This is a genomic window from Desulfosporosinus sp. FKB (assembly GCF_002196705.1).
In the GTDB taxonomy this organism is placed as follows: domain Bacteria; phylum Bacillota; class Desulfitobacteriia; order Desulfitobacteriales; family Desulfitobacteriaceae; genus Desulfosporosinus.
This window is the reverse complement of sequence record NZ_NADJ01000032.1, coordinates 57,215-76,733: the sequence shown is the minus strand read 5'-3', so window position 1 is coordinate 76,733 and position 19,519 is coordinate 57,215. Positions and strand designations below refer to the sequence as shown.

Sequence of the window (19,519 nt, the reverse complement as noted above, 5' to 3'; positions counted from 1 at the left end):
ATTTCAAACTAGTGTTATTCGTCAATTTTCCCATCAGCACGCGGATGAGACTTATTAAATACATCTAACAAGCGTTTTCTTGTTAAATGCGTGTATATCTGAGTCGTAGAAATATCTGCGTGGCCTAGTAACTCCTGCACGGAACGCAAATCTGCCCCATGATCCAACAAGTGAGTTGCAAAACTATGCCTGAACATATGAGGCGAAATCCTTTTCTCAAGATTATGAGACATTCCCCACTTTTTTAAAATAAATGTTACTCCTTGACGAGTTAGCGCATGTCCATGCGCATTTACGAATAAGAAATTACTCGCGGACTTTCCGCACATACGCTTTCTTGCACCCGTTATGTAACGTTTAACGGCCCGTATCGCTGGTTCTCCCAATGGTACGATCCGTTCCTTATTTCCCTTTCCCAGACAGCGTACATACCCAACATCCAATGATACATCCCCTACGCGGAGATTAATTAACTCCGAGACCCGTAAACCGCCTCCATAGAGAATTTCCAAGATTGCCAAATCTCGTGAAGCAGCATCCGTTGTATCATTTGTTTCTAATAGTTTGTCCATTGTTCCTTCAGACAACACTTTGGGAAGAGATTGATTTAGCTTCGGAGTGACAAGATATGTACTGGGATTGTCACTTCGTTTCCCTTCCTCCATTATAAAGGCAAAAAACCCTCGCAGCGTAGCATTGCACCTGGCAATACTTCGGGGCGATTTACCCTGTTCTTTCCAGTGAAGCAGAAATAAGAAGAGATCATTATGCTCACATTTGAAAACATCCGTTTCCCTCTGCTCGAGGAACACAACAAGCTGGCGTAAATCAAGTTCATAAGCCTGGCGAGTATTCAAGGAAAGCCCTCGTTCAACATGCAGAAACATAATATATTGCTGCAAAAGCTGTTCTGTGGAGGTCATAAAATCCCCCCTATTTAAATTCAAAATAAATTCAAAATCACACTTTTAAATTCTACGCAGATAAGCACTTTTCCTTGTTTACTCGGAATTTTGAGGGAAATTATCACTCTTTCTGAGAGATAGGGAATAATTGCAAAACGGATTTTGTCCAACCAGGTGCTTCGACTTTCATCGGATTTCCCATAGGTTTATCATCATTATGAAGCAACGATGAAACCCAAATATTACAGACGACAGCAAGTTTCGGGAGCAACACAGCAAGTAAAATCAGGAGGAGAAATACCCGTCCCAAATATAAGAAAAAGTCTCTCCAATGTTTTTTTGGCATGACTCTACCTCCTATCCCTAAAGCTTATGCAACTCACGATTGTCCTTATCCCCCAAAAAATTCAGGACCGAGTTTTACTCGGCCCTGAAAAAAGAGTGAAACCATATCACGATTTCACTCGAAGTCACTCTTCAGAATAGTCTGCTTTAACAATACCGGTCATGACACCAGGTCTTAGAGCAAAGCTTCTTCTAAAGGCGTATACATAATATTTAATGATTCAGCAACAGCTTTGTAAGTTAACTTTCCGTTAATAACGTTTATTCCTTTGCGCAGCGAGCGATTTTCCTGGAGTGCCTTAAAATATCCTTTATTAGCAATATCCAAAGCATAACCTAAGGTAACATTGGTCAGGGCAAAGGTCGAGGTTCTAGCGACTGCTCCCGGCATATTAGCAACCGAATAGTGTACCACACCGTGTTTAATATAGACTGGATCACTATGGGTAGTAACTCGATCGATGGTTTCTATGCTGCCCCCTTGGTCAACAGCCACGTCAACGATAACACTTCCGGGGGTCATGGTTTTTACCATTTCCTCTGTTACTAAGTGGGGAGCACGGGCACCAGGAATAAGCACAGCTCCGACAAGCAGATCCGCCCGAGCGACACTGGCAGCAATATTATAAGGGTTTGACATAAGAGTTTTAACTCGTCCGTTAAACAGATCATCGATTTCGCGAAGCCGTTGAGCGCTTTTTTCAATCAGGATGACATTGGCACCCATTCCAACAGCCATTTTAGCCGCATTTGTACCTACAATTCCCCCGCCGATAATCGTAACTTTAGCCGGCGACACTCCAGGAACCCCACCTAATAACATTCCTTTTCCGCCGCAATGTTTTTCTAAAAATTGGGCACCGATTTGAATTGACATTCGCCCAGCCACTTCGCTCATAGGAACCAGCAAAGGCAGAGAGCCATTGTCGAGCTGAATCGTTTCATAGGCTATCCCAACAACTTGTTTTTCCATAAGTACCCTGGTCAATTCCGGTTCGTTAGCAAGATGCAAATAAGTGAATAAAATTTGTCCTGGTTTAAAAAAGTCGTATTCGGGTGCTATCGGTTCCTTGACCTTGATAATCATGTCAGCATTCCAAACGTCGGCTGCAGAATCTAAGATTTGGGCACCAGCCTTGACATACTCTTCGTCGGTAATTCCACTACCTTCTCCAGCAGATTTTTCCACAACGACCTGATGTCCGGTCAGAGTAAAAGCATGGACACCCGCAGGAGTAATGGCAACACGGTTCTCATTGTTTTTAATCTCTTTTGGTACTCCAATCAGCATAATGCAAACCTCCATTTTAATCAATATTCCTAACTTTGCTAATTATAATGCAATTATTATGCCAGAAGCAAGCAAGATCCAAACAGCACAAGATTTAACTCTCTCAATGACTTTTTTGTGTCTTTATCCAATCGTAAGACTCCCGCCTTTACAGGCGGGAGCGCTCTTCGGTGGGGGTAAAGTCCCGCCGAAGACCCCATGTTCAGCTTTAGCTGAACGAGTTTACTGGCAACAATATCTGAATTTTAAGAGATTTATGACAATTAAACGTTTTAAATAGCCTGCATTATTTTGCATGCTTATTGTTGCAATGCAAAATAATGCAGGCTATTTTCCTTGTTTTTAAACTTACAACCCCAAAACTCGAGTACCCAATACTGAAAAATACCCTTGAGCAACTCCTACAAATACTGCGCCAAGAGATACAAACGCCGCAGCCACGGTATAATACAAAAACTCTCGGCGCAGTGATTCTCCTCTGGCTTTACCCCTTAATAATAAAAAGGAAAAGATAGTTGCCAAGCCTGCTCCTAATAACAATAAGGGGATTCCCAAAAGCGCAGGCACTAAGACAGTTACAAGGATTAAGCCAAGGCCCAACATTCCTTTAAAGCTAATAATAAAACTAACCGTAAAACCCAGAATAAAACCTCGCGTAAAAACAATGAGATAAATTAACGGGGCCCCAATGATGGTAAGTCCTAGGATCCATATTCCTACCATGATAATAAAAACATCTCTCGCCAATTGCCCGAGAAATACCGGGTTTAAATCAACTGGTTGATTTTTTAAAAGCGTATTGAGAAAATCCCCCAATTGAGAGGCAGCCGAAGCTCCTAAAGCTTTGACTCCCAAAGCGCCAAACACGACACCAGCCAAATAAACGCTCGAAAGTGTGAGATAGATAACCCAGTATTTACAAATATGATCGCCTAGCTTTTTCCACATAGAAAATCCCCCTTTCCCTTTTCTATATGGAATTTTATTCCTATTCAAGGGAAAGTATGTCCAAAACCTTACCAAATACGCCCCCTCCGCCAGAGATAAATTCCAAGTCATTGCGCCGAGCTTTTAAAATCCAGGCTGTTATTTTTTCACCGGCCACCGGGATTAATTCTTCTTCAGAAACTTCATGCAAAACTGCCATTTCAGTTTTGAAATGATTTAGCAGCCGCTGATACATTTTAGGTCCAATTCCCGGGAGCCTTTGCAGGGGCACCTGATATACATAACTTGAAGGATCATTATCAGTTAAGGTATTGTCAGCAATACTTACTACACGATCCAAAACCCCTGCCACTACGTGATGACTTCCGCAGACAGGACATGACAATTGTGGCGGAGACGTTAAAACAACCTGTTCGCAATGCAAACAGTATGTCCGATGATACTTGCCCACTTTCGGCGGCAGGCCAAAATTCCGCACACTTCCTTTTGGATTTATTAACAATAAATCACTTAATCCTTGAAAAGAAGATTCAACGTTCTCCAGCAGATTATATTCTCGAGCGATGTTGGTTAAAGAGTGAGCATCTGAATTGCTGAACAAAACCACATTCTCCAGTTCACTGATACTTTTAGCCATAGCTCTGTCCGCACTTAAACCAATTTCCAGTCCTCGAGGGAGAATGGGCAAAACGTCAGCCAAGCGGCGACAGCAGTTTCCATAGATTCCTTTATGGGGAGTAAAAGCATGAGCCGGAAACCATATTCCCTCAGCTTTTCCGACAGCCTCCAGCCACTGCTCAATTTGAAGATGACCTTTCTGGGTACTCAACTGCCAATTCTTTGTAGCAGCCCTTATTTCCCGGGCATAGTCTTCTATGTGGCCGAGAGAAGGAAAATAGGCCAGAAAATGTGCGTTCCCCTCCCCAATTTGCAATTCGATTTCATGTCCGGGAATAATTGTTAAGCCCTTGGCAGCATATCCACCTTCAGCCAGAGCATGGATCTCCCCCAAAGTGAGCAAGGTTCTGAAATCGTTACGAACACCCTCCGAATGGGCATCTACAATTCCAATCATATTCAGACCTTTTATATCCCGGGCAACCTCCAGAATATTGGGAAGGGTTAAAGATTTTGAGGCTGTGACTTTAACCAGCTTATTATCAAGACTTTGTCCAATATGAATATGTAAATCCGCATAAATCATTATATATGCTCCTGGACAAGCAAAATTCCAAGTATTGTTTTGGCATCAATAAACTCATTTTGGCAAGCACGTCTTAATGCTTCACTCCAGGGAATTTTCTCCACCGTTAAAAACTCATCATCATCTGTTGCCAAAGGATCCCAAACCAAATCTCGAGCTAAAAAAATGTGCATAACCTCATCCGTAAAACCCGGCGTTGTATAAAAAGTACCCATTAATTCCATAGTTCCCCTATAGCCGGTTTCTTCACGCAGTTCGCGAATCGCGCAGTTCAATGGAGATTCTTGGGGATCAATTTTTCCGGCGGGTATTTCTAACGTTTCACGAGCAATAGGATATCGATATTGACGAACCATAAGGATTTCCTGATCCTGTAAAGCGATAACGGCAACAGCTCCGGGGTGCCTAACAACCTCTCGATACGTCTCACTTCCATTGGGCAATGCGACTTTATCTCGTTCTAGGCGAAGCATACGTCCCTCAAAGATCACTTCTCCCGCGATACGTGTTTCAGATAATTTTTGCTTATCGTTCATAATTAACCCTTCTTTCAGCACATCTGACACTATTTTATGCCATCTGAGCGACGAATACAAAATAGCACACCAACATGATTGATGCCGTTGCAAAATGAACTGATAGTTCGTTGTGCAGCGGCATCTCCTTTTCTCTATAAAGCTTTCTGAGCCAGCTCGATTCCCAATTCTAAGGCACGTCGGTTAAGTGGAAGAAGATCATGCCGATACTCCGGCAGAACTTTTTTCAGGGCATTAACGACTGATTCCAAGCTCACAGCACCTATTAACTGAATATATGCCCCAAGTATTATCATATTCGCTACCCGAGAGTTGTTAAGTTTTTCGCTGGCGATGTCGGCGGAAGGGATCTTGAAAACATTAATGTCTTGTCTTCGTGGTTCCAAGTCAATCAGCGAAGAATTGAGAAGCAACCATCCTCCGGGCTGAATATCTCCCTCAAACTTTTCTAGTGATGGACGATTGAGAACAATGAGGGTATTCGGTTCCGTAATAATCGGAGAGCTGACTTCTTTATCAGATATTGTAACCGAGCAATTTGCAGTTCCTCCTCTCATTTCCGGCCCATAGGAAGGAATCCAGCTGACATATTTGTTTTCTTCAAGCCCGGCATAGGCCAGCAGTTGTCCCATCGACATAACTCCTTGCCCACCGAAACCCGCCAGGATAATTTCTTGCAACATTAGATTTCTCCCCCCTCAAGTGTTTTTTTGACACCGAGAGGATAAACAGGAATCATTTTGTCGGCTAACCATTTTAACGCCTCTCTTGGAGTCAAACCCCAGTTGGTGGGACAGGTTGACAAAACTTCCACCAAGGTAAAACCTCGCCCTGCCTGCTGAAGTTCGAAGGCCTTCTTTATAGTTTTTTTGGCTTTACTGACCTCTTGCGGGTTATGCACGGAAACCCGGGCAATGAAGGCAGCACCCTCAATGGTCGCAAGCATTTCCGACATACGTATAGGATATCCCTGAAGCGAAGGATCTCTCCCTTGGGGAGAGGTCTGGCTCACCTGTTCTAACAACGTCGTCGGGGCCATCTGTCCCCCGGTCATCCCGTAAATCGCATTATTAACAAAAATTGTCGTGAAGTTTTCCCCTCGGGCAGCGGCATGAATTATTTCAGCCGTACCGATAGAAGCCAGATCGCCATCGCCCTGATAGGTAAAAACTATCTTATCACGATTGACCCGTTTAATTCCTGTAGCAACAGCAGGAGCCCTGCCATGTGCCGCTTGCTGCATATCCAGATTAAAGTAGTTGTACGCTAAAACCGAGCATCCGACAGGAGAAACTCCAATGGTTTTTTCACGTACTCCAAGCTCGTCAATAACTTCGGCAACAAGGCGATGAATAATCCCATGAGTGCATCCTGGGCAATAATGAGTCTTAGCAGAGGTTAGTGACTTTGGTCGTTCAAAAACGGTAATCATACCTCTTCACCCTCCCCTTGAAGGTTCGTTAAGGCTTCAATTTTTGCTAAAATATCACGGGTTGTCGGAATCATGCCTCCAACACGTCCGCAATAATGAACAGGTACTTTAAATTCCAAGTTATAGCGAACATCCTCAATAAGCTGACCCAAACTCATCTCGACAGTTATAACATGTCTGGCTTGGCAGCAGGCCTTTTGCAGATCATCTTTAGGAAATGGAAATAACGTAATCGGTCGGAACAATCCGACTTTTAACCCCCGCGCTCTGCCTTGATCCACAACTGCTTTTGCCACGCGAGCAGCAGATCCATAACCAACGAGGACTAGTTCTGCATCCTCTGTTTTATAAGTTTCTCCCATAGATTCTTTACGCATCTGTTCATATTTGTTGCGGAGATGCAGATTATGTTTCTCTAATTCCAACGGATCCAGATAAAGCGAATTAATAATATTGGGGGTTCTCCCCTTTGCTCCAGTTGTTGCCCAAGGCTTGGAAGGGATTTTAAAGCTTAGATCTTCAGGCGGCAATTCAACAGCTTCCATCATTTGACCAAGAATCCCATCTCCTAAAATCATTACCGGATTGCGATATTCATCCGCTAAGTCAAAAGCCTTTCCCATCAAATCCACCATTTCTTGAATTGTCGCCGGAGCTAAGACAAGCAAGCGATAATCTCCATGTCCGCCGCCTTTGACTGCTTGAAAATAGTCCGATTGAGCCGGTTGAATACCGCCTAGCCCTGGCCCACCCCGCTGCATATTTACGATAACGCAAGGAAGTTCAGCTCCGGCAATGTAGGATATTCCTTCTTGTTTAAGACTTATCCCCGGTCCTGAAGAAGATGTCATAACCCGTGCCCCGCTCCCGGCGGCACCATAAACCATATTAATGGCCGCAATTTCAGATTCAGCTTGCACAAAAACCCCGCCTACCTCAGGAAGTCGCTTAGCTAAATAATGAGGAATTTCATTCTGCGGAGTAATGGGATAGCCAAAAAAGTACCGACATCCGGCACGAACCGCTGCTTCGCCCAAAGCTTCATTCCCCTTCATAAGAACTTTACCCATTTCCCTTTTCCTCCTTTCGTACCGTGATTACAACATCCGGACACATTCTGGCGCAGAACCCACAGGAAATACATTTCTCCTGATCACGTACAGTGGCAGGATGAAAACCCATAGCGTTCAGATGCCCCGCCATACTCACAATATGTTTCGGACAGGCCTCCAAACAAAGTTCGCACCCCTTACAACGATCCTCATCGAACTCAACTTTAAGCATAGTTTCCCTCCTTTATGAACCTCATGGGAGGTTGGTAATCCATAATACAACGATCTATCGAAGTGTATTTTCTCCTCTCATAAAAGAAATTGCCCAAACTAAACCTTTATCTATTTCTTAAATAGGTGGAACGAATTTGTCCTAAACGCCGTATCCTTTCTTCAGCCAAGCGATCAGCGGCTTTGTAGGTTGGAATATTCATTTCCTTGGCTATTTTTAAAACCTTTTCTACATTGTCGTAAACCATGTCCACCTTTTGCAAAGCCCTTGCACGATTATATCCTTCTAACTCATCCGCTACATTTATAACTCCGCCAGAATTAATGACATAATCCGGCGCATAGAGAATCCCTAAGTCGTGAAGCTTATCGCCATGGCGTTCTTCTAAAAGCACGTTGTTTGCGGCCCCGGCAATAATTGCGAATTTAAAACGAGGTATTGTTTCATCATTAACAACAGCGCCCATAGCGCAAGGGGCAAATATATCAGCCTCGACACCAAAAATTTCGTCAGGCCCTACGACGGTCGCTTCCATTTCATTGAGTACTCGTTTAATTGCATCCTCGTGAATATCCGTCACTATGAGTTTAGCCCCTTCTTCCTGTAAATGCTTGGCCAAATAATACCCAACATGCCCCAGCCCTTGGATAGCTACTTTTTTTCCTTGGAGTGAATCCTTACCAAACTTCTCTTTCGCCGCAGCTTTCATCCCTCTCCATACTCCCCGTGCCGTCATCGGGGACGGGTCACCCGATGCTCCCGAAGCGGACACCCCTGTTACGAAATTCGTTTCAAGATGCACCCAATCCATATCTCGAACTGTTGTACCCACATCTTCTGCCGTGATATATCTGCCGTTTAAAGATTGTACATATCGTCCAAAAGCGCGAAAGAGCTCCTCACTTTTTTGAGTGCGAGAATCGCCAATAATAACGGTTTTACCGCCGCCAAGATTTAGTCCGGCGGCAGCATTTTTGTATGTCATCCCTCGGGCGAGTCTCAGAGCATCAAGGATTGCCTCCTCTTCGCTGGCATAGTTCCACATTCTTGTTCCCCCAAGTGCGGGGCCTATGGTTGTATCATGAATACAAATAATTGCTTTAAGTCCCGAAGTTCGATCCTGACAGACGATTAATTGTTCATAATCATACGTTTCTAAATATTTAAAAATATCCAATGTTCCTTCCCCCTTTATGTCATTTCGCATTGAAACACTCGACTAAATGATTTGCAATAAAGATGCCAAAACCGTTTCAATATTGTTAATTTTTAAATAAATATTACGCCCCTTAGAAACCCAGTATTGATGCGGAGTACACGGCCCAAATGCTTGCGATTAAGGAACATTAATTTCCCAAGACAAGAACCAATTACTGCAAAAAAATTCATGCTTGCAACTAAATGCAAGCATGAATTTTCAACTATATTTTGCAATATTTTGCAGTATCCTAAATCAAAGCATTCCTTTCTAGCTTATAATAGAAGTTTCGAATTGACATTTGCAGCAGTTTAGCGGCTTTTGTTTTATTTCCCCCAGTTCTTTGCAACGTCGCCAGAAGTATATTCCGTTCCCATTGTCTCTGCAAAGCCTCGAATCCTATATCTTCTTCCCCGACTGTAATATCCTGAACCTCAAGCAGCTTAGTTTCCATGATATTACTATTTGGAAGCGGCAAAACCGGCAAATGCTGCAATTCAATAACAGTCTCATTGATCCTCATATTAATAATTGCACGGCCTAAAATATTTTCCAATTCGCGAATATTACCCGGCCAATGATAATTTAACAAAATTTGCAGGGCATCATCACCGATTCCCTCAACACATCGGCCGTATTCCTGATTAAAGCTGGCAATCAAATGATGAACTAATAAGGGAATGTCATCCTTACGCTGTCGTAAAGGAGGAATAATAACAGGAACAACATTTAAACGATAGTATAAATCTTCGCGAAATCTCCCAGTTCTAAGCTCAGCTTCAAGATTAGCATTAGTCGCTGCAATAACACGGACATCAACATGAAAGGCCCGATTGTCTCCAACTCTGACAATTTCACGCTCCTGGAGAACTCTCAGCAACTTGGCTTGGAGATTAAGACTAATTTCCCCAATTTCATCAAGAAAAATAGTTCCTCCATTAGCTTCTTCAAAGAGCCCTATTTTCCCGCCTCGTTTGGCACCGGTAAAGGCTCCTTCGACGTAACCGAATAACTCACTCTCGAGTAAGTTGTCCGCTAAAGCAGCGCAGTTAACACGAATAAATTGACCTTTTTGCCGGTCACTAGAACGATGAATCGCATGAGCGAACAATTCTTTTCCAGTACCGCTCTCTCCCCGCAGCAGCACGGTGGCCGGCGTCGCGGCAGCACGTTCCGCCTGAGCAATCGTCGCTCTAATAGCTTCGCTGTCACCGATAATATCGCTGAAGGTATACTTGGCTTCTAAGTGCCGGATAATCCGTTTTGCTCTTTCTAGTTCTTCGGAGAGTTTATGAATTTCGGAAATATCATGGAGGACTCCCACAGTACCACGAAATTGTCCCGATATCATAATGGGGGCAACATTGACAATTACTTCTTTTCGCTTGGGACCTACTTTCATGATTACTCCTTTGACAGGCTGACGAGTTTTAGCGACCTTAAGATGCATACTTTCTCCCTCAGCAATATCAACAGTCGGAGGTTTGCCAACGATCTCTTCGGCGGTAAATCCGGTTAATCGAGTATATGCTTGATTTATTAAAAATCCCAAGCCGTTTTCATCAACGACTGAAATGGCATCCTGCGTAGAATCAATAATTGCAGTCAAAAGAATCTTAAGTTCCTGCAAAGAATGAACCTTGGCCTTGAGGATTTCATGTTCGGTCATGTCTTGCAAAAAAGCAACAGCGCCGGTAACTCTTCCCTGCTCGTCTTTAAAAGGAGCCCGGCTAGCTATAAACATTTTGCTTCCTATTCGGCTAAATCTATTAAACTCCATCCTCTGAGTATCTCTGATCGAAGGCAAAGGATCATCGGGTATTATCTGCCATAAATCTTTACCTATAATCTCTTCAGGGGTGTAACCTAAAAAATTTGCTGCTTGGAAATTACAGATAACAATTTCATTTAATAGGTTTATTCCTATAATTGCTTGTTTCGTTTCGACAGCCATTTTCTCAAGCTCACGACGTCTGAACATACCCAATACCCGACCTCCTTCTAATCCTGCGAGCAATTCCAGTACTATTTATCAGAAAAAACAGTATCTTAATAACTATTCCAAATATTCGCCAAAGGTCTGCAAAATCCTGCTTTGCAGGTTATTGCAAAAATGGCAAATAAAAAACACCTCCAAGTCTTTAACATAGAGATGTTTGAACAATCAATCGAACAGCTACAAAGCTATTTATTTCGATTTATTAATATATGCGTTCTTTGCTTTATTTAAGATTTTATATGGGATTATGTTCATAACTCGGTTTAAAACACACGTAAAATGTGGTACCTTTAGGACTTGTTTCAACACTTATCCTTCCGTTATTCCGTGATACTATACCGTAACACACCGCTAATCCCAAACCAGTACCTTGTTCTTTCGTCGTAAAAAATGGTGTGCCCAACTTTTCAATTAAAGACTGCTCGATTCCTTTACCTTCATCCGATACAGCCAGTACTACTTCACCGTTGGTTGAATAAGTAGTTATTTTCAATCCCCCCTCACATTCCATTGCTTCAAATCCATTACGTACTAGGTTTAATAGAAGTTGCCGTATTTCCTGAGCGTTAAGTTGTAAATACGGCACATTATTCAGCTCTAAAGTTAATAATGTATCGTTATATTGAGCATCAGCTTGAATTAGCGGCAAGGTATAATTAACAATATCATTAATATTACACCTTTCCAACGTCGTCGTCTTAGTTTTACTGATAGATAGGAATTCTGAAAGGATAGAATTTGCGCGGTCCAACTCTTCTATCATGAGATCAAAGTATTCCTGATTTTTTAGCTCTTGTTTAGATTTAAGCAATTGCAAAAATCCTTTTACTGTCGTCATCGGGTTTCGAACTTCATGACTAATACTGGCTGCCATTTGACCAATTAAGTTTAACCTATCCATCCGGACCATCTCTATCTCAGCCCGTTTACGTTCGACAATTTCTTGTGAAAGTAATTCATTTGCCGTTTGCAATTCTTTAGTTCGCTCAGCGACCAAGTTCTCTAAATAGTAATTATGCATTAACTCACAACGTTTAAATTTATAAAGAACTGTTGATAAAAAGTATGAGATTATAACTAAAAACGACGCATTTATGTAGTTTCCTTGGCGAATAGTTAGGTCCTTCTGACTAATAGTCAGGAAGGCCATTAATATTACCCAGGATAATCCATACAAAATTGAGGACACCTTTAAGCTATAATAAAACATTACAGCTATTGTGAAACATCCTAGTATATAAACTGTAATTTCTCTATGAATTTGTTGGTCGATAAAGCCTGATATCACGGCGGTAAGACTTAGCATAAAAAAGGCAAACGATACTCCATAAAATTCATGTAAATATGTTACCTCATTGGGGGAACGGGCTTTAATTTTGTAGAAAAACAAAAGATAAATGAGTGATGTTAAACCTAAAACAACATGAGAATAAAAAAGATACCTATAACCATTTGTAATTACCCAGAGACCCTTGAACCTATTGATTTGGTCTATAAGTACAAGAACAAAGCTTCCCAAAAACAAGATTAACGCTAACTTTCCTGTACGATTATAATTATTATAAGTTACTTCCCTTTCTATTGAATACTTGTAATGTTCGTTTATATTTTGCAATTAAAAAACCTCATTACGATGCAGCTCCTATTCTCTACCTATATGCTAAATATTCAACGCATCCCCTTAATATTCCTCCCAAATCAACAATATCCATGGTTTCTAAACTTATAAGAAAATTAAAATCAAGGTTTAGAGATTATGTTTTTATAACTAAATAATTCAGAAACCTAAATCATTTTATAGTGCTACGAGTTGTATCTAACTCCATTTATTAATTGTACATGAATTTACGCTATCCTCCGATAAGTCCAATTTAGATAATTCCAAAGCAAAAAACACCTCCAAGTAATTAACTAGAGATGTTTGCGGACAAATAATTTTATTGCAATGAACTATACTAGTTTGTAGGTTTACAAACCATTTCTATAACTATTTAAAATAGTTTGTTGCAATAGCAAACCCTGTAACCTTGCCACAAGGGGATTCTAATACATCATCGACATACGGAGCTTATCGGCAACCATTGCCACGAACTCGGAATTCGTTGGCTTGCCGCGGTCAATGTTGATGGTATAGCCAAAAAAGCGATTCATGAAATCCACATTTCCCCGATCCCAAGCTAATTCAATGGCATGACGGATTGCCCTTTCCACACGGCTGGGAGTCGTTTGGTACTTTTCGGCAATCATCGGATAAAGTTCTTTAGTAACAGCTCCAAGTAAAGAAACTTCTTGCACCACGCTTACAATTGCATCTCTCAGATATTGATAACCCTTAACATGAGCTGGCACTCCCATTTGATGTATCATGCGGGTTACTTCCACTTCAAGATTCTTGGAGGTTGGCGGAAGGATACTTGAAGAAATTTGGGGAGAACTAACAACTTTATTATTTATAGTCGGATTTACAAGTTGGGCAGAACTAAGCGTATCCGGAAAATCATCTTGTAGTTGACGAATGCGCTTTCCTAAGGTTTCTAAATCAAAAGGCTTCAGTATGTAATAATTAGCTCCTAAATTAACTGCTCTTTGAGTCATTGATTCCTGGCCAAAGGCAGTTAGAATAATGATTTTTGGTCTGGGAGTTAAAACTTGAAGTTTTTCTAAAACTCCTAAACCATCTAAATGAGGCATTATAATATCTAAAAGTACGACATGGGGTTCTTCACGGGCAATTAATTCGAGGGCCTCATTTCCATGATAAGCTACTCCAACAAGAGTCATATCTTCTTGCCGTTCAATGAATTCTTTAACAATTTCAACAAATTCCCGGTTGTCATCTGCTAGTAAGACTCGTATAGGCCTTTGCATCCCAGGATCCTCCTCATTCTCGATAAATTATGTAACTATAATTTCGACAATTGTTTTCCAGACTCCTTCTTTATTTATATAAATCCAGAAAAAAAGAAGTGACTCTCCCAGGTCACTTCTTTACAAGCGTTGTGAATTATGCAGCTGCTTTATTGTCGATACCCTCATTGATCATGTTCTGAATAAACACTCCGTAACCACGCTGGGCATCATTAACAAAAACATGAGTAACAGCTCCGATGATTTTGCCATTTTGAATTATTGGGCTGCCGCTCATGCCTTGAATAATGCCACCTGTTGCTTCCAGAAGTCGTGGGTCTGTTACTCGAACAATCATATTTTTACTATCGGTACGATTATGCATAACACGATCTATATTGATGCTGAATTCCTCAACTTTTTCCCCCTGGATTACAGTATAAATTTTAGCCGGCCCTACTTTTACTTCAGATTCCCAACCAACAGGAACTGGCTCTTTATAATACGGATTCGTGATTTGACCTCGCAATTTGCCAAATATTCCAGTCAACGAATTTTTTTCAATTGTACCGAAAAAAGGAGAATTCGTGACAAAGGAACCAATCTTTTCGCCAGGATGACCGCGTTTACCTTTTTGAATTGAATAAATCGTTGAAGCCATGATTTTACCATTATAAACTTCAATTTTTTGATTAGTATCAGCATCCGTAATTACATGTCCTAATGCTCCATACTGGTTTGTTGCTGGATCAATAAAAGAAAGTGTTCCAACGCCTGCTGCTTCGTCCCGAACAAATAATCCTACTCTATAGCGCCCAGTTTCCATACAAAAAATGGGTTTTATAAGTTTTTCTAGAATTTGGCCTTGGTGTTTAAACATGACTTGGGCGACACCGTTTTGTTGTCCTGCTAAATTAACGGCATCAGATACATCCTGATCGGTACGAACCTCTTGATTGTTAATCTTTAAAAGAGTATCTCCAACTTCAATTCCCGCCTCTTTCGCAGGGTACATTTTTTGGCCGCCTTTGTCTTCAATGGCTGCTTGTCCTACTACCAAAACTCCTTTTGTCTGTAAGGAAACGCCAATTGATTGACCGCCTGGGATCAATTTCATAGGAGGCATAACTTCTATTTCTCCGGATCGTATCGGAAAAATCCCAAAGAGTTTATAAACGACTTCGATTTTTTTCGATATCTTAGAATCTAACCCACCCGAAGAAACTGAAACCGTTGGATTTGAAACAACCTCTTTTTCTTCTTTGACGATTTTGGACCAAAATCCTTGGAACTGAGGCTCTGTTTGCAAATTTAGAGTAAGATTTTGCTCAGGAAACTCCACCAACTGTTGAAACTCAGGATTCAGATATAGGAAGGTGCAGAACATGAGACCGAATAAAACAAAAATCCTTGCTATTCTCACTCTCTTATCACCCTCCACTCTAGTCTCCCCAATTTTCTTCCTTTTTCCTCATTTTAGAGTGTTTTAATGATTTGAAGTGAATTCTAATCTTAAATTATCCAAATTGCTCACGTTTCATCCTGTAAATTTCGTGCCATATTTTTAAACATTGGTAACTTAGACAACAAATAAAAAACAGACTACTTTATGTAGCCTGTTCTTAAAATTTTTTATTAAACCATTTGTCTTAGTTTTACTTGAAATGACTTGCAAATTAAGGCTGTTTCTGGCAACGTTCGAACAATTCCTGTGCATGTTGGCGTGTAATATCTTCCTCGTCCCCTCCAAGCATGCGGGCCAATTCTTTAAGTCGTTCTGTTTCTGATAAAACGTTAACTCTCGTACGAGTTCTTTCGCCGTCTACCTCTTTCACAATACCATAATGAACTTCAGCGAAAGCAGCAACCTGCGCTGCATGCGTTATACAAAAGACTTGTTTATCCTGAGCTATTTTAGCCAGCTTTTCACCAACTTTATGAATCGTTCTTCCCCCAACTCCGCTGTCCACTTCATCAAAGATAAAGGTACCTACTGATTCTACTTTGGCTAGCATACTTTTCAGAGCCAGCATCAAGCGAGACATTTCTCCCCCTGAAGCAACTTTGCTCAGTGGTTTAGGAGGTTCTCCCGGATTAGCAGAAAAATAGAATTCGAGAATTTCCGCTCCCTCTAAGGTGGGGTCTTCAATTGGTGTAAAACGTACCTCGAAGACACTTCTTTCCAAACCCAAATCGGAAAGTTCTAAGGTCAAACCCTTTTCAATCTGTTCTGCCATGTCCCGTCTTCTGGCACTGAGCTTCCCGGCGAAGGTTTCATAAGCCTGACGTGCTTTTCCCTTTTCCTCCTGAATTAGTGCCAGCTTTTCATGAGAGTGAGTTATCTTCTCTAGTTCGTCAAGCAACTCTTCTCGTTTGGCTACTATTTCATCAATGGTTGCACCATACTTTCTTAGTTTGGATAGTTGAATAAGCCGCTCCTCAATCTGATCGAGCCTGTCGGGTTCAAATTCCAAGTTGTCTTTATAGCTGCGGACTTGATGGGCCAAATCTTCCGCCGCATAATAGATGGTCTCCATCACTTCTGAAAGATTTAGTTCCTCATCCCAACGCTTTAATTCCTGAAGGGCTTTCAAAGAGCTTGCCAATAAATCAATCGCAGCCGGTTTTCCCGCAGAACCTTCGTACAACGAGGAATATACTTCAGAGATCAGACTCGTAATACGTTCGGCATTATTCAAACGTTTCTTCTCTTGAACCAGTTCTTCTTCCTCACCAGGCTGGGGATTAATGGTATTAATTTCTTCGATTTGATACCGCAGAATTTCTTCCCTGTTGGCCCGATCTGCTTCAGAAACAGACAATTCTCTTTCTTCACGCAGGATAGCCAGATACGATTTTGCAGCATTTTTCACAAGACGAACGTTATCCTGAAGGCCGCCTAAGGCATCTAAAAGTTTACGATGATTATCGGAGTTAAAGAGGGATAAATTTTCGATTTGCCCATGGATATCTACAAGTCCTTCACAAAGGGAGCGGTAAAGCGTAAGGGGGATCGTCCGGCCTTGAATACGACAACTATTCTTTCCCGAAGAATTGATTTCGCGGTACAGAAACAGTTGACCATCTTCCGCCGGATAACCGGCATCCTCCAGTCTTAAAAGACAATCCTTGGCTAAGTCGCGGAACACCCCTTCAATTTTTGCCTGTTTCTCACCATGTCTCAAAAGATCCGAACTCGCACGTCCGCCCAAGAGTACTCCTAAAGCATCAATCAACATAGATTTTCCGGCTCCAGTTTCTCCGGTAAATACCGTTAAACCTTGTTCGAAGGATAAACGGACGTCTTCCATCAAACCAAAATTTTCGACATGCAGTTCTTCGAGCATAATCCCCCTCCTAACCGAGCAAGTCCGTCAGTCGTTTCAAAACTACTGGTACAACTTCTTTGGGTTTGATCACGAGAAGTATTGTATCATCACCCGCAACAGTTCCTATAACCTCTTCCCAATTCATATTATCCATAACTGCGGCAAGGGCATGTGCATTTCCTGGTATCGTTCGAATCACAATCAGGCTCTCTGTATCATTAATAGAGATCACCGTTTCACGCAATAAACGTTTGAGACGGTCTTGGAGATTCGTCGGATGAACCTCGGTAGGAATCGCATAACGATAATCATCATCGGCAGTAGGAATTTTGGTCAAACCCATTTCCTTTATATCTCGAGAGACGGTTGCCTGAGTTACTTCAAAACCTGCTTGATGTAATTTTTCTGCAAGGTCTTCCTGCGTTCGAATAATCTCCTTAGTAATAATTTCTTGAATTTTCATCTGGCGACGAGCTTTCATTGATTTGCCTCCTGTTTCATTGCACAATTCAAGAATATTGAGCCAAGTTATTTTGCCTACCTCCCGCCTCAGGTCTTCTCGTGCCAACGGTCCCTTAACTTCTCTCGAACTACTTGGGGAAAACTTCGATTCCCTAAGCGAATAAGTTTTGCCCGAATAGGAGCCTTTTGGATAATGACAGATTCACTCGAATGAAGTTTAATACTAGTTCTTCCATCAAAACTAACAAGGCATTGTTCCCCATTGGACAAAGAAATTTGGATTTCCTCCTGATCTGAGACAAGCATCGGTCGGGCGGACAAGGTATGAGCTGCCAAAGGTGTAAGAAGAACGGCTTGAACGTTAGGACTGAGAATTGGGCCGCCTGCCGACAAGGAATAGGCAGTAGAGCCTGTTGGTGTTGACACAATCAGACCATCTGCGGGGTAACTAACCGAGGGTTCACCTGATAAATTAGCTTGAAGTGTAATAATTCCTTCAGGACTCTCACGGGAAAAAACCACATCGTTCAAGGCAAGCTGTGAATATACTTCAACGTCGTTTCGTTTAACCACAGCCCTTAACATAAGTCGTTCCTGAATTTGATAGTCCTGGTTAAGTATCTTTTCTAAAGCCTGAAATACATCGATTTTCTCGATTTCACACAAAAAGCCAAGGCGGCCGAAATTGACTCCCATAACCGGAATTCCATGAGGTGCACCTTCCCGAGCTGCCTCCAGCAGAGTACCATCCCCACCTAAAGAGATCAAAAAGTCCGTTTTATGTTTAATTATATCTTCCCATTGTGATAAAACGACCCAGCCACGTTTCCGAAACCAGTCTTTTATCTCCTGAGCCAATACGGTTGCTTCCGGTTTACTCTTATTGAGCCATAAACCCACGACTCTTTCCATTTTGTTATTCCGTCTCTTTCTGAGCATGTTCAACAACAAATTCCAGCTCGTTCTTCCAATCGATTCCTTGCGAAGCCCCTAGTTTTAACCAAGCAAGATATTCAATATTTCCTTCCGGTCCACGGATCGGCGAGTATTCAAGGCCCAGGATGCGGAAGCCTGAAACTTCTGCTTGACTGAGGACATCCATGAGAACTTGTCTATGGACCATAAGATCTTTGACAACACCTTTTTTGCCCACAAATTCTCTTCCGGCTTCAAATTGAGGCTTAATAAGAGTGAGTACTTGTCCATGTTCCTTTAAGATTTCTTTCATTGCTGTAAAAATCTTAGTTATAGAAATAAAAGCCACGTCGGAAACAACCCAATCCACTTGTTCCGGCAAAGAATCCTTGGTTAAATACCGAGCATTCACACGTTCCATGGAGATTACTCGGGGATCAGTACGTAGTTTCCAATCTAACTGTCCATAGCCAACGTCTACAGCATAAACGCGTTTTGCTCCATTTTGCAGGACACAATCTGTGAACCCGCCAGTGGAGGCTCCGATATCGACAACTATCTGGTCATTAAATTGAAGTGAAAAGGTTTCAACAGCTTTGGCTAACTTTAATCCTCCTCTTGAAACAAAGGGTAAGATTTCCCCTTTCACCTCAATTCGAGAATTATTCGCTAATTCTGCCCCGGGTTTATCGACACGCTGCCCGCCTGCAAACACGATTCCGGCCATAATCATGGCTTTAGCCTTCTCCCGACTAGCTGCCAAATTATTTTTCACCATTAAAATATCAATACGTTCTTTTCCTTTAGACAATACTTTCTTTTCG

19 protein-coding genes are annotated in these 19,519 nt (G+C 41.8%); all 19 read right to left on the bottom strand.

The window, feature by feature from the left end:
* Positions 1–14: 14 nt before the first annotated feature.
* The 19 genes from xerD to B5Y67_RS10605 all read right to left on the bottom strand — a co-directional run bounded on the left by xerD (position 15) and on the right by B5Y67_RS10605 (position 19,506).
* Complete coding sequence (xerD, locus tag B5Y67_RS10700; RefSeq protein WP_088226424.1) at positions 15–923, bottom strand: site-specific tyrosine recombinase XerD; 909 nt, start codon at positions 921–923, stop codon at positions 15–17.
* A gap of 103 nt (positions 924–1,026) precedes the next feature.
* On the bottom strand, positions 1,027–1,251 hold the full coding sequence (locus B5Y67_RS10695; protein ID WP_088226423.1) for a hypothetical protein: 225 nt from the start codon (positions 1,249–1,251) through the stop codon (positions 1,027–1,029).
* Positions 1,252–1,425: 174 nt separating this feature from the next.
* Positions 1,426–2,541: an alanine dehydrogenase gene (gene ald, locus B5Y67_RS10690; protein ID WP_088226422.1), complete on the bottom strand. Its 1,116-nt coding sequence runs from the start codon at positions 2,539–2,541 to the stop codon at positions 1,426–1,428.
* Between the two features lie 348 nt (positions 2,542–2,889).
* On the bottom strand, positions 2,890–3,489 hold the full coding sequence (locus B5Y67_RS10680) for a stage II sporulation protein M (protein ID WP_088226420.1): 600 nt from the start codon (positions 3,487–3,489) through the stop codon (positions 2,890–2,892).
* Between the two features lie 40 nt (positions 3,490–3,529).
* Positions 3,530–4,693 carry an endonuclease Q family protein gene (locus B5Y67_RS10675; protein ID WP_088226419.1) on the bottom strand — a complete coding sequence of 388 codons (1,164 nt, stop codon included), beginning with the start codon at positions 4,691–4,693 and terminating at the stop codon, positions 3,530–3,532.
* Positions 4,693–5,229 (bottom strand): NUDIX hydrolase, encoded by a 537-nt coding sequence (locus B5Y67_RS10670; RefSeq protein WP_088226418.1) that lies wholly within the window; start codon positions 5,227–5,229, stop codon positions 4,693–4,695. Before B5Y67_RS10670 ends, B5Y67_RS10675 begins: the two co-directional genes overlap by 1 nt.
* Positions 5,230–5,363: 134 nt before the next feature.
* On the bottom strand, positions 5,364–5,912 hold the full coding sequence (locus B5Y67_RS10665; protein WP_088226417.1) for a 2-oxoacid:acceptor oxidoreductase family protein: 549 nt from the start codon (positions 5,910–5,912) through the stop codon (positions 5,364–5,366).
* Positions 5,912–6,661, bottom strand: a complete 750-nt coding sequence (locus B5Y67_RS10660; protein WP_088226416.1) for a thiamine pyrophosphate-dependent enzyme — start codon at positions 6,659–6,661, stop codon at positions 5,912–5,914. Before B5Y67_RS10660 ends, B5Y67_RS10665 begins: the two co-directional genes overlap by 1 nt.
* On the bottom strand, positions 6,658–7,731 hold the full coding sequence (locus tag B5Y67_RS10655) for a 3-methyl-2-oxobutanoate dehydrogenase subunit VorB (RefSeq protein ID WP_088226415.1): 1,074 nt from the start codon (positions 7,729–7,731) through the stop codon (positions 6,658–6,660). Before B5Y67_RS10655 ends, B5Y67_RS10660 begins: the two co-directional genes overlap by 4 nt.
* A complete protein-coding gene (locus B5Y67_RS10650) occupies positions 7,724–7,945 on the bottom strand; it encodes a ferredoxin family protein (protein ID WP_088226414.1) in 222 nt (73 codons plus the stop codon). The genes B5Y67_RS10655 and B5Y67_RS10650 overlap by 8 nt, the downstream gene beginning before the upstream one ends.
* 106 nt (positions 7,946–8,051) lie before the next feature.
* Complete coding sequence (locus B5Y67_RS10645; protein WP_088226413.1) at positions 8,052–9,122, bottom strand: Glu/Leu/Phe/Val dehydrogenase; 1,071 nt, start codon at positions 9,120–9,122, stop codon at positions 8,052–8,054.
* A 271-nt stretch (positions 9,123–9,393) separates the two neighbouring features.
* The gene (locus tag B5Y67_RS10640; RefSeq protein WP_088226495.1) at positions 9,394–11,124 is read right to left on the bottom strand and encodes a sigma-54-dependent Fis family transcriptional regulator; all 1,731 of its coding nucleotides are present in this window, start codon (positions 11,122–11,124) and stop codon (positions 9,394–9,396) included.
* A gap of 253 nt (positions 11,125–11,377) precedes the next feature.
* Positions 11,378–12,757, bottom strand: a complete 1,380-nt coding sequence (locus B5Y67_RS10635; protein WP_088226412.1) for an ATP-binding protein — start codon at positions 12,755–12,757, stop codon at positions 11,378–11,380.
* A 428-nt stretch (positions 12,758–13,185) separates the two neighbouring features.
* A complete protein-coding gene (gene spo0A, locus B5Y67_RS10630; RefSeq protein ID WP_088226411.1) occupies positions 13,186–14,010 on the bottom strand; it encodes a sporulation transcription factor Spo0A in 825 nt (274 codons plus the stop codon).
* Positions 14,011–14,146: 136 nt separating this feature from the next.
* A complete protein-coding gene (gene spoIVB, locus B5Y67_RS10625) occupies positions 14,147–15,430 on the bottom strand; it encodes a SpoIVB peptidase (protein ID WP_170932662.1) in 1,284 nt (427 codons plus the stop codon).
* A 235-nt stretch (positions 15,431–15,665) separates the two neighbouring features.
* The gene (recN, locus tag B5Y67_RS10620) at positions 15,666–17,336 is read right to left on the bottom strand and encodes a DNA repair protein RecN (RefSeq protein WP_088226410.1); all 1,671 of its coding nucleotides are present in this window, start codon (positions 17,334–17,336) and stop codon (positions 15,666–15,668) included.
* A gap of 10 nt (positions 17,337–17,346) precedes the next feature.
* On the bottom strand, positions 17,347–17,799 hold the full coding sequence (gene argR, locus B5Y67_RS10615) for an arginine repressor (protein WP_088226409.1): 453 nt from the start codon (positions 17,797–17,799) through the stop codon (positions 17,347–17,349).
* A gap of 68 nt (positions 17,800–17,867) precedes the next feature.
* Positions 17,868–18,692, bottom strand: coding sequence for an NAD(+)/NADH kinase (locus B5Y67_RS10610; protein WP_088226408.1), 825 nt, complete (start codon positions 18,690–18,692; stop codon positions 17,868–17,870).
* A 4-nt stretch (positions 18,693–18,696) separates the two neighbouring features.
* The gene (locus B5Y67_RS10605; protein ID WP_088226407.1) at positions 18,697–19,506 is read right to left on the bottom strand and encodes a TlyA family RNA methyltransferase; all 810 of its coding nucleotides are present in this window, start codon (positions 19,504–19,506) and stop codon (positions 18,697–18,699) included.
* Between the last annotated feature and the right edge of the window lie 13 nt (positions 19,507–19,519).

Bases quoted from the DNA above. Each gene is read 5' to 3' on its own strand.
- xerD (WP_088226424.1), bottom strand. From the start codon at position 923: ATGACCTCCACAGAACAGCTTTTGCAGCAATATATTATGTTTCTGCAT.
- B5Y67_RS10695 (WP_088226423.1), bottom strand. From the start codon at position 1,251: ATGCCAAAAAAACATTGGAGAGACTTTTTCTTATATTTGGGACGGGTA.
- ald (WP_088226422.1), bottom strand. From the start codon at position 2,541: ATGCTGATTGGAGTACCAAAAGAGATTAAAAACAATGAGAACCGTGTT.
- B5Y67_RS10680 (WP_088226420.1), bottom strand. From the start codon at position 3,489: ATGTGGAAAAAGCTAGGCGATCATATTTGTAAATACTGGGTTATCTAT.
- B5Y67_RS10675 (WP_088226419.1), bottom strand. From the start codon at position 4,693: ATGATTTATGCGGATTTACATATTCATATTGGACAAAGTCTTGATAAT.
- B5Y67_RS10670 (WP_088226418.1), bottom strand. From the start codon at position 5,229: ATGAACGATAAGCAAAAATTATCTGAAACACGTATCGCGGGAGAAGTG.
- B5Y67_RS10665 (WP_088226417.1), bottom strand. From the start codon at position 5,912: ATGTTGCAAGAAATTATCCTGGCGGGTTTCGGTGGGCAAGGAGTTATG.
- B5Y67_RS10660 (WP_088226416.1), bottom strand. From the start codon at position 6,661: ATGATTACCGTTTTTGAACGACCAAAGTCACTAACCTCTGCTAAGACT.
- B5Y67_RS10655 (WP_088226415.1), bottom strand. From the start codon at position 7,731: ATGGGTAAAGTTCTTATGAAGGGGAATGAAGCTTTGGGCGAAGCAGCG.
- B5Y67_RS10650 (WP_088226414.1), bottom strand. From the start codon at position 7,945: ATGCTTAAAGTTGAGTTCGATGAGGATCGTTGTAAGGGGTGCGAACTT.
- B5Y67_RS10640 (WP_088226495.1), bottom strand. From the start codon at position 11,124: ATGTTCAGACGTCGTGAGCTTGAGAAAATGGCTGTCGAAACGAAACAA.
- spo0A (WP_088226411.1), bottom strand. From the start codon at position 14,010: ATGCAAAGGCCTATACGAGTCTTACTAGCAGATGACAACCGGGAATTT.
- recN (WP_088226410.1), bottom strand. From the start codon at position 17,336: ATGCTCGAAGAACTGCATGTCGAAAATTTTGGTTTGATGGAAGACGTC.
- argR (WP_088226409.1), bottom strand. From the start codon at position 17,799: ATGAAAGCTCGTCGCCAGATGAAAATTCAAGAAATTATTACTAAGGAG.
- B5Y67_RS10610 (WP_088226408.1), bottom strand. From the start codon at position 18,692: ATGGAAAGAGTCGTGGGTTTATGGCTCAATAAGAGTAAACCGGAAGCA.